Origin of the sequence: Pseudomonas fuscovaginae SE-1 (assembly GCF_000364705.1) — a bacterium.
GTDB lineage: Bacteria > Pseudomonadota > Gammaproteobacteria > Pseudomonadales > Pseudomonadaceae > Aquipseudomonas > Aquipseudomonas fuscovaginae_A.
In genome coordinates this window covers 21,041-30,001 of record NZ_AQOH01000027.1, presented here as the reverse complement: position 1 = coordinate 30,001, position 8,961 = coordinate 21,041, and the positions used below count along the sequence as shown (strand labels likewise).

General features: G+C 63.5%; 9 protein-coding genes. 4 read left to right on the top strand and 5 right to left on the bottom strand.

Annotation, left to right across the window (positions count from 1 at the left end; translation table 11 throughout):
- Nucleotides 1-197: 197 nt before the first annotated feature.
- The 3 genes from rdgC (at nt 198) to sugE (ending at nt 2,710) form a co-directional block, all read left to right on the top strand.
- Nucleotides 198-1,118 carry a recombination-associated protein RdgC gene (rdgC, locus tag K675_RS0103895; RefSeq protein WP_017902202.1) on the top strand — a complete coding sequence of 307 codons (921 nt, stop codon included), beginning with the start codon at nt 198-200 and terminating at the stop codon, nt 1,116-1,118.
- 206 nt (nt 1,119-1,324) lie between these two features.
- On the top strand, nt 1,325-2,275 hold the full coding sequence (locus tag K675_RS0103890) for a bile acid:sodium symporter family protein (RefSeq protein WP_017902201.1): 951 nt from the start codon (nt 1,325-1,327) through the stop codon (nt 2,273-2,275).
- 117 nt (nt 2,276-2,392) lie between these two features.
- The gene (gene sugE, locus K675_RS0103885) at nt 2,393-2,710 is read left to right on the top strand and encodes a quaternary ammonium compound efflux SMR transporter SugE (protein ID WP_017902200.1); all 318 of its coding nucleotides are present in this window, start codon (nt 2,393-2,395) and stop codon (nt 2,708-2,710) included.
- Between the two features lie 195 nt (nt 2,711-2,905).
- Here the strand turns inward: sugE and K675_RS0103880 are convergent, their stop codons facing one another.
- The 4 genes from K675_RS0103880 to K675_RS0103865 form a co-directional block, all read right to left on the bottom strand.
- Nucleotides 2,906-4,783 carry an MFS transporter gene (locus tag K675_RS0103880; protein WP_017902199.1) on the bottom strand — a complete coding sequence of 626 codons (1,878 nt, stop codon included), beginning with the start codon at nt 4,781-4,783 and terminating at the stop codon, nt 2,906-2,908.
- 90 nt (nt 4,784-4,873) lie between these two features.
- Nucleotides 4,874-6,028, bottom strand: a complete 1,155-nt coding sequence (locus K675_RS0103875) for a TDT family transporter (RefSeq protein WP_017902198.1) — start codon at nt 6,026-6,028, stop codon at nt 4,874-4,876.
- A 104-nt stretch (nt 6,029-6,132) separates the two neighbouring features.
- On the bottom strand, nt 6,133-6,444 hold the full coding sequence (locus K675_RS0103870; RefSeq protein ID WP_017902197.1) for a cupin: 312 nt from the start codon (nt 6,442-6,444) through the stop codon (nt 6,133-6,135).
- Complete coding sequence (locus tag K675_RS0103865) at nt 6,441-7,067, bottom strand: cysteine hydrolase family protein (RefSeq protein WP_017902196.1); 627 nt, start codon at nt 7,065-7,067, stop codon at nt 6,441-6,443. The genes K675_RS0103870 and K675_RS0103865 overlap by 4 nt, the downstream gene beginning before the upstream one ends.
- A 122-nt stretch (nt 7,068-7,189) precedes the next feature.
- On the opposite strand from K675_RS0103865, the gene K675_RS0103860 reads away from it, so the two are divergent.
- Nucleotides 7,190-8,146 carry a GlxA family transcriptional regulator gene (locus K675_RS0103860; RefSeq protein ID WP_017902195.1) on the top strand — a complete coding sequence of 319 codons (957 nt, stop codon included), beginning with the start codon at nt 7,190-7,192 and terminating at the stop codon, nt 8,144-8,146.
- Here K675_RS0103860 and K675_RS0103855 read toward each other — a convergent pair.
- Nucleotides 8,133-8,888, bottom strand: coding sequence for a hypothetical protein (locus tag K675_RS0103855; RefSeq protein ID WP_017902194.1), 756 nt, complete (start codon nt 8,886-8,888; stop codon nt 8,133-8,135). The two genes, K675_RS0103860 and K675_RS0103855, sit on opposite strands and share 14 nt — an antisense overlap.
- Nucleotides 8,889-8,961: the final 73 nt, after the last annotated feature.

Below are 8,961 nucleotides of genomic sequence, written 5' to 3'. Positions count from 1 at the left end.
TGTAAGGCAGATGCTCTCCCGGCTGAGCTAATCACCCTTCGCTTTCGGTGTGGCGCGCATTCTACGGAGCACTCCCCACTCTGGCAAGCACTTTCTTCAATATTTTTTTCAGGCCTTCCAAAGACTTAGCAGAGGGTTGGCCTATCGGGCCACGAAGACAATAATGCCCACCTTTGTATAAAGGAGAGATTCGCCCCATGTGGTTCAAGAACCTGCTGATCTACCGCCTGACCCAGGATCTGCCTTTTGACGCCGAGGCCCTGGAGGCCGCGCTGGCGACCAAACCGGCCCGCCCCTGCGCAAGCCAGGAGTTGACCACCTATGGTTTCGTCGCGCCGTTCGGCAAGGGCGAAGACGCCCCGCTGGTGCATGTCAGCGGCGATTTCCTGCTGGTTTCGGCCCGCAAGGAAGAACGCATCCTGCCGGGCAGCGTAGTGCGTGATGCACTGAAGGAAAAGGTCGAAGAGATCGAAGCCGAACAGATGCGCAAGGTCTACAAGAAGGAACGCGACCAGCTCAAGGATGAAATCATCCAGGCCTTCCTGCCACGCGCCTTTATCCGCCGTTCGGCGACCTTCGCCGCGATCGCGCCGAAACAGGGCCTGATCCTGGTCAACTCGGCCAGCCCGAAACGCGCCGAAGACCTGCTGTCGACCCTGCGTGAAGTGCTCGGCACCCTGCCGGTGCGACCACTGACCGTGAAGGTCGCACCGACCGCGGTGATGACCGATTGGGTCAAGACCCTCAAGGCCGCCGACAACTTCTTCGTCCTCGACGAGTGCGAACTGCGTGACGTCCAGGAAGACGGCGGCATCATCCGCTGCAAGCGCCAGGACCTGACCGGCGACGAGATCCAACTGCACTTGAGCACCGGCAAGATGGTCACCCAACTGGCCCTCGCCTGGCAGGACAAGCTGTCCTTCGTGCTCGACGACAAGATGGTAGTCAAGCGCCTGAAGTTCGAGGACCTGCTGCAGGACCAGGCCGAACAGGACGGTGGCGACGAAGCCCTGGGCCAGTTGGACGCCAGCTTCACCCTGATGATGCTGACCTTCGGCGAGTTCCTGCCGGAACTGTTCGAGGCCCTGGGCGGCGAGGAAATCCCGCAGGGCATTTGATCGACCATACGCAGAGCCCAGGGCCGACACCGCCCTGCTGGCGGCTGGATTGCCAACGAAAGGATCTCGGGATCACCAAGCCCTTGTAGGAGCCCGGCTTGCCGGCGAAGAGGCCCGCGAGGCCGATGAAAAGCTTCGCTGGCAAGCCAGGCTCCTACAGATAGGCGCTTGTCAGCCCCGACACCGCATATGACAAGGAAAACACCATGCGTGCACTGGCGGCCCTGAGCCGTTTTGTCGGTAACACCTTCGCCTGCTGGGTACTGGTTTTCGCCGTACTGGCGTTCCTGCTGCCCGGCTGGTTCCTCGGTCTGAAAGTCGCCATCGTGCCCCTGCTCGGTCTGGTGATGTTCGGCATGGGCCTGACCCTCAAGCTCGAAGACTTCGCCGAGGTCGCCCGCCATCCCTGGCGCGTGGCCCTCGGCGTGGTCGCGCATTTCGTCATCATGCCCGGCGTGGCCTGGCTGCTCTGTCAGGCCTTCCACCTGCCGGCGGAAATCGCCGTCGGGGTGATCCTGGTGGGTTGCTGCCCGAGCGGCACCGCCTCCAACGTGATGACCTGGCTGGCCCGCGGCGACCTGGCGCTGTCAGTGGCGATCGCCGCGGTGACCACCCTGCTCGCCCCGCTGCTGACCCCGGCGCTGATCTGGCTGCTGGCCTCGGCCTGGTTGCCGGTTTCGTTCGCGGAGCTGTTCTGGTCGATCCTGCAGGTCGTCCTGCTGCCGATCGTGCTCGGCGTGATTGCCCAGCGCCTGCTGGGTGACCGGGTCCGTCATGCGGTCGAGGTGCTGCCGCTGGTCTCGGTGATCAGCATCGTGATCATCGTCGCGGCGGTGGTTGCCGCCAGCCAGGCGAAGATCGCCGAGTCGGGGCTGCTGATCATGGCGGTGGTGATGCTGCACAACAGCTTCGGCTACCTGCTCGGATACTTCACCGGGCGCCTGTTCAAGCTTCCGCTGGCCCAGCGCAAATCGCTGGCCCTGGAAGTCGGCATGCAGAATTCAGGGCTGGGGGCGGCACTGGCCAGCGCGCACTTCTCGCCATTGGCGGCGGTGCCGAGTGCGCTGTTCAGCGTCTGGCACAACATTTCCGGCGCACTGCTATCCACCTGGTTTCGCAAGATGACCGACGGCCAGGAGCGCAAGGCGGCCGATTGAGCGAAAGCTTGCTCCCCGGAGGGATAATGTGCACGATAATGCACAAGGCAGGGACGACCCTGCGGCTCGTTAGAGCGATCAATCCGGGGACGGCCCCATCCACCGATGGAGGTTCACATGTCCTGGATCATTCTGTTCTGCGCCGGTCTGTTTGAAATCGGCTGGGCCGTTGGCCTGAAATACACCGATGGCTTCAGCCGTCCACTTCCTACCGTACTGACCGTCGCCGCCATGGCCGTCAGCATCGGCCTGCTCGGCCTTGCCGTGAAGGAACTGCCACTGGGTACCGCCTATGCGGTGTGGACCGGTGTCGGCGCGGTGGGAACGGTCATTGCCGGGATCATCCTGTTCGGCGAGTCCATGGCCCTGGTCCGACTGGCGAGCGTGGCCCTGATCATCGCCGGGCTGATCGGCCTGAAGGTCTCCGCCTCCTGACTGAAGTGGATTGTCTGATTGCCCCCCACACCAGGGCCTGACACGACTCGGTCATTGTGGGAGCCGGCTTGCTGGCTATAGCGGCGTGTCAGCCAACAGAGATGCCGACTGTCGGATCGCTATCGCCAGCAAGCCGGTTCCCACAGATTTGCGCAGGCAGCCAAGTTTGCGCGTTCTCCCCAAAAGGCGTGCCTTCTAGCGGCGCTCCATCCCGCGCAACTGCAACACCTGCTCGCGCAACCGCGATGGCTGCGCCAGCTCGGCGGCCACCGCCGGCCCGGCCACCAGCGTCACCCGTGACCACAGACGGCGGAAGAGGCCCTTCTGCGGATCACGACTGAAGAAACTACCCCACAGCCCCTGCAGCGCCAGCGGGATCACCGGCACCGGGGTTTCCTCCAGCACGCGGGTCATGCCGCCCTTGAACTCGTTGATCTCGCCATCGCCGGTCAGCTTGCCCTCGGGGAAGATGCACACCAGTTCACCCTCGTTGAGGTACTCGGCGATCTTCCTGAACGCCTGCTCGTAGATCTCCAGGTCCTCGCCCCGTCCGGCAATCGGAATCGCCCCGGCGGTACGGAAGATGAAGTTGAGCACCGGCAGCCGGTAGATCTTGTAGTACATGACGAAACGGATCGGCCGCCGCACAGCGCCACCGATCAGCAGCGCATCGACGAACGATACGTGATTGCACACCAGCAGCGCCGGCCCCTCATCGGGGATCAGCTCGAGGTTGCGGTGCTCGACCCGGTACATGGAATGGCTGAGCAGCCAGATCATGAAGCGCATGCTGAACTCGGGGACGATCTTGAAGATGTAGGTGTTGACCGCGATGTTCATCAGCGATACCACCAGGAACAGTTCAGGAATCGACAGTTTCGCCACACTCAGCAACAGGATCGACACGATCGCCGACACCACCATGAACAGCGCGTTGAGAATGTTGTTCGCGGCAATCACCCGGGCCCGCTCGTTTTCCGCGGTGCGCGACTGGATCAGCGCGTACAGCGGCACGATGTAGAAACCGCCGAAGATTCCCAGGCCGAGAATGTCGAGCAGCACCCACCAGGCCTGGCTGTGATGCAGCAGGGCCCACCAGTCGTTGGCCTGAACGCTCTGTGGCAGATTGCCCGAATGCCACCACAGCAACAGGCCGAACAGGGTCATGCCGAGCGAGCCGAAGGGCACCAGGCCGATTTCCACCTTGCGCCCGGACAGGCGTTCGCAAAGCATCGAGCCGGCAGCGATACCCACCGAGAACACCGTGAGAATCAGCGTCACCACGCTTTCGTCGCCGTACATCCACTCCTTGGCATAGGCGGGAATCTGCGTCAGGTAGATCGCCCCGACGAACCAGAACCAGGAGTTGCCGACGATCGAACGCGACACCGCCGGAGTCTGTCCCAGGCCCAGGCGCAGGGTCGCCCAGGACTGGCTGAGGATGTTCCAATCCAGGCGCAGTTCCGGGCTGGAGGCCGCCGCCCGTGGAATGCCGCGACTGGCCAGGTAGCCCAATACCGCCACCAGCACGATGGCGGCGGACACGATCGTCGCGTAATGGGACGAGGACATCATGATCCCGGCGCCGATGGTCCCGGCGAGGATCGCCAGGAAGGTGCCCATTTCCACCAGGCCGTTGCCGCCAACCAGCTCCTCCTCACGCAACGCCTGGGGCAGGATCGAGTACTTCACCGGCCCGAACAGCGCCGAGTGGGTGCCCATGGCGAACAATGTCAGCAACATCAGCGACAGGTGATCGAACACAAAGCCCACCGCGCCGATTGCCATGATGGCGATCTCTGCGAGCTTGATCACACGGATCAGCGCATCCTTGGCGAACTTCTCGCCGAACTGCCCGGCCAGGGCCGAGAACAGGAAAAACGGCAGGATGAACAGCAAGGCGCAGAGGTTGACCCAGATGCCACGGTCACCATCGATGCTCAGTTTGTAGAGGATGGCGAGGATCAGCGACTGCTTGAAAACGTTGTCGTTGAACGCGCCGAGCGACTGGGTCACGAAGAACGGCAGGAAACGCCGTGTACGCAACAGACTGAACTGTGAAGGGTGACTCATCTTCCGTGGTCCTGAGTGGCGCCGAGAGCGGCTTTCTTGTTGGAATGCGGATCACCGCTCCAGGCCACAACATTACCTAATCCTGAGGATTTATTTCTCGATTCCTGCGATACAGGGCGAAACGAACAGCTCTCCCCGGTAGGCCCCGCGCAGTGTGCGGGTGCCGATGATCAGCCACAGGACCGTCAGCAACCCGACCAGCAACAGGCCAAAGCCGTTGAAAAAGCCCAGGTGCAGCACACTGCCCAGTTTCAATGTGGTCAACGAATAGACCCCCAGGGGGAAGGTGAACCCCCACCAGCCAAGATTGAACGGAATGCCGCTGCGCAGGTAACGCAGGGTGATCAGCACCGCCATCAGCATCCACCAAAGGCCGAAGCCCCAGAGGATGAGCCCGGCGACCAGTCCCAGGCCATTGGCGATCTCGCCGATGCCCGGCAAACCGTTGGCAGCGAACACCGCCGGCGAGTCCGCCCCCAGCAACAGCATGCCCAAGGCACCGGTACCGATCGGCCCCAGGGCCAGCCAGCTCGACGCCGCCATGTTTTCGTGAGGCAGCTTGTGCAGCGCCATGCGCAACAGCAGGATGGCGAGGATGCTGAACGCCACGGGCACCGAGAAAGCCCAGAGCACGTAGCTGGTAACCAGCACCTTGAACTGCATGCCATAGTCCGCCAGGTGCGGGGCCAGCAGCGCACCGCTGGCAGCCGCCACTTCGGCCGCGACCACCGGCAGCAGCCAGACGGCGGTCATCTGGTCGATGCTGTGTGCCTGGCGCGTGAACATCATGTAGGGAATCAGCACGCCACAGGCCAGGGACATCGCTACATCGAGCCACCACAAGGTTTCGGCGATACGCACCGCGTGATCGCCCCAATGCGGTATGCCGAACACCAGGAAGCCATTGATGATGGTCGCCAGCCCCATGGGAATGGTGCCGAAGAACATCGAGACGGTGGAATGACCGAAAATCCGCCGTGCCTCATCGAAGAACAACACCCAGCGTGCGCCGTAGAGCAGGCTGAACACGCTGAACAGCAGGATGTTGAACAGCCACAGGCCCTCGGCCACGGCACGCAGGCCCGGCACCGCGACCGGCAGTTGTGCCAGCGCCAGGGCCAGGACCCCCGTGCCCATGGTCGCGGCGAACCAGTTGGGAGTGAACTGGCGAATGGCTTCGAGAGGGTGCTGTAAATGGCTCAGTGGCCGCAGCCCGGGTTTGACGCTGTTGGTGCAGGTTTGCATGGTTGGCTCCTGTCCTCCGGTGAGGTTGCAGCCATCATAGAACCCAATCGAATATCTATATAACGGGTATTTTCTCTATAACTTATCTATTTCAAAGATATACGTCAGATACTACCCTCGCTCTCGATCACCAGCACCCGCGCCGGACCTTGCGGCTCGGCCAGATGCTCGCAGCCGATGCCGGCGTAGAAGATATCGCCGCTTTCCAACAGCACCGCCTGCTCGACCCCCTCCAGGCGGTAACGCATGCGCACCTGGCCATCCAGCACCACAAATACTTCCTGCCCGTCATTGACGTGCCAGATATAGGGCTGGTCGGTCCAGTGCAGGCGGGTACTGATGCCGTTCATCCGGGCAATGTCCAGCGCCGCCCAGGGCCGGTCACCGGTGAAGTCGCGACTGTGGATGACCGTCATGGCTGTTGCAGCGCCTGTTGGTTGGAGGCCGGGATCGAAGAGCGCGACAGGGCCACGCCCTGCTCCACCGCCGACAGCCACTGCGCGGTACTGGCCACGGCGGCGAATCGGGTATGGAACACCACGCTGAACACCCGATGGATTTCCTCGGCGCTGGCCCGCCCCGCTTCGTTGGCGTAGGGCAACGAGCCGGTGGCGTCGTCGAGAAATTCGACCGACAGGCCACGGTGGGTGGCTTCGAAGATCGTCGAGGCATTGCAGTTGTGGGTCATGTAGCCGACCACGCTCAGGGTATCGATCTCGTGCCGCACCAGCCATTGGGCCAGATCGGTATCGGCAAAGGCGCTGGGCAGGGTCTTGTTCACCCGATGATCATGCCGGCGCGAGGCAACCACCGGATGCAGCTCCCAGCCCGGCGAGCCGATGGCGAACAGGGGCGACGTCGCCGGGGCGTCGTTCTGCACGACCACCACCGGAATACCGGCGGCATTCGCCGCGTCGATGGCCCTGCCGATGTTGGCCAGCGATTCACTGACCGGCGGGTATTCGATCAGCAGGTTGCCGCTGACGTATTCATTCTGCACATCGATCACGATCAGCGCACGACGGGGGGCTTGGGACATGGCTCTACACCTGGCAGTGGGTTCGGGAGCCCATGATTGCGCGCCACGGCGAAACGCAGAAGTGGCCTGAAAGACAATATTCGATAAGATCAGGCCAAACCTGTTTACCCGAGGCCAGCCCGATGACCACCGTCCATATCGCCGTGATCGCTTTCAACGGTATCAGCCCGTTCCACCTGTCCGTACCGGCCCTGGTGTTCGCCGAGCAACGCGAAGGCATCGATATGCCACGGTTTTCCCTCAGGGTCTGCGGGTTCGAGCCAGGGCCGCTCAGTACCTCGGCCGGTTTCGATATTCAGGTGCACCATGGGCTGGAAGCGCTGAAGCAGGCCGACGTGATCATCATGCCGTCGTGGCGCGATACCGAGGAGCGGCCGCCCGAAGCCCTGCTCGAGGCGCTGCGCCAAGCGGATGCCCGGGGCACAAGGATCGTCGGTCTGTGCCTGGGGGCTTTCGTTCTGGCCGAGGCCGGGCTGCTGGACGGTCGCAAGGCCACCACCCACTGGAACTGGGCCGCGGCCTTCGCTCGGCGCTACCCGCAGGTACAACTCGATGCCGATGTACTGTACGCCGAATCCGGGCACCTGCTGACCTCGGCCGGTACCGCCGCCGGTCTCGACTGCTGCCTGTACCTGATGCGGCAACTGTGCGGCGCCGAGGTCACGCACAAGGTGGCCCGCCGGCTGGTGATCGCCCCCCATCGCTCCGGCGGGCAGGCGCAGTTCATCGAACGGCCGATCGCTACCGCTGGCGAGCAGGACCGCATCGGCCAGTTGCTGCAGTGGCTGGGGCAGCACTTCACCCACCCCCATTCCCTGGACGACCTGGCGGAGCGCGCGGCCATGAGCCGCCGCTCGCTGACCCGGCACTTCCGGCAAATGACCGGGACCACCATTGGCCAGTGGCTGCTGGGCCAACGCCTCAGCCACGCCCAGCGTCTGCTGGAAAGCAGCGCCCGGAGCATCGAGACCATCGCCGTGGAATCAGGGTTCGGCAGCGCCCTGTCGTTGCGGCAGCACTTCAATGCGTCACTGCATATCTCGCCCTCGGCCTACCGGGCGCAGTTCATCGGGCGCTGACCGAGGCAGCCATCATTTCTGACTGTGCCTCCAGCGTGCAAGGCAGGCTTCGATAGAGGTCCAACTGGTACTCCCGACGCAGCCAGGAGGCGTCGAGCACCGGCTCCATTCCCGGCACCGGGCGCCGGATATCATCGCCGCGCAGCAACAGGTTGCGCATGATCGCAAAACGCGCCCGGCTGATATGCCCGCCCGAACCGTAACAGGCCGGCCGGCCCAGCTTCGCCGCGACACCGGTGTCGCCGCCGAACCAACCGGCGGTGATCCCCAGGCGCGCCATGATGAACGCCCGGTCCCTGAGAATCGAGGCACAGACTTCCACCAGCGCGATGAATCCCTGTACCACCAGGTCCATCGATTCCAGGCCGTGGAGCACGGCGATGCGCCTGCCGATCATGCCCCGGCGCCGGCCGGCCAGCAGGCAGTCGATGCACTCATGGGCCAGCAACACCCGCCGCCTGGGGTCCGGCTCGAGCAGCATGGCCTCACGCAGGGTATGTAAGGCATAGGCCAGCGGCAGCGCCCCGCGCGGCCGCATCGCCGCCCCTGGCAGGACATGCCGCAATTGCCGGCCGATGCCCGGCAGTACACCAGCCCCCAGCAGCAGTACAGCCTGACGGGACAAGGGTTGCGCGGCGATCTCGAGGATGAGGCAGAAGGTCTGCGACAGGTCCGCGCCAGCGAGCTGGCGCGCAAGGTGATCGGCATTCAGGGGGAATGTCCGGGAAGCGTGGGCAGGCATGATCGTCCTTGAAAACCGGGTCAGCGACCGGGTAAAGACTGGACGCTTGCCGTTTTCGCGACTTTCAATTTGC